Below are 272 nucleotides of genomic sequence, written 5' to 3' on the forward strand. Positions count from 1 at the left end.
TCGTAATCCCAAGACCCATCCGCGCTCAAGGTCAGGGTGCCTACCGCGCCCTCTTCACCGCCCGTTAAGGAGCTCACCGAGGCGAATGTAGCAGGGTCCGTTTGGAACACGGCTTCATCCGCGCCATCCACATCCTCGATAGTCAGTTTGCCTGCGTCGCTCAGCGTCACTTGCATGTCATCTTCTGTCACCGCGCCGGTCGCGTCGGTTGCATCAATCACCAGTGTCGGCACATCGTTCGTCCCAACAATATCCACCGTAATGGTGTGCTC

1 pseudogene is annotated in these 272 nt (G+C 58.5%); it reads right to left on the reverse strand.

Annotated elements, in window-relative coordinates:
* Nucleotides 1–272, reverse strand: a pseudogene (locus AB4405_RS24350) (hypothetical protein); the annotation flags it as partial.

The sequence above is a fragment of the Vibrio sp. 10N.261.51.F12 genome (assembly GCF_041471725.1).
GTDB lineage: Bacteria > Pseudomonadota > Gammaproteobacteria > Enterobacterales > Vibrionaceae > Vibrio.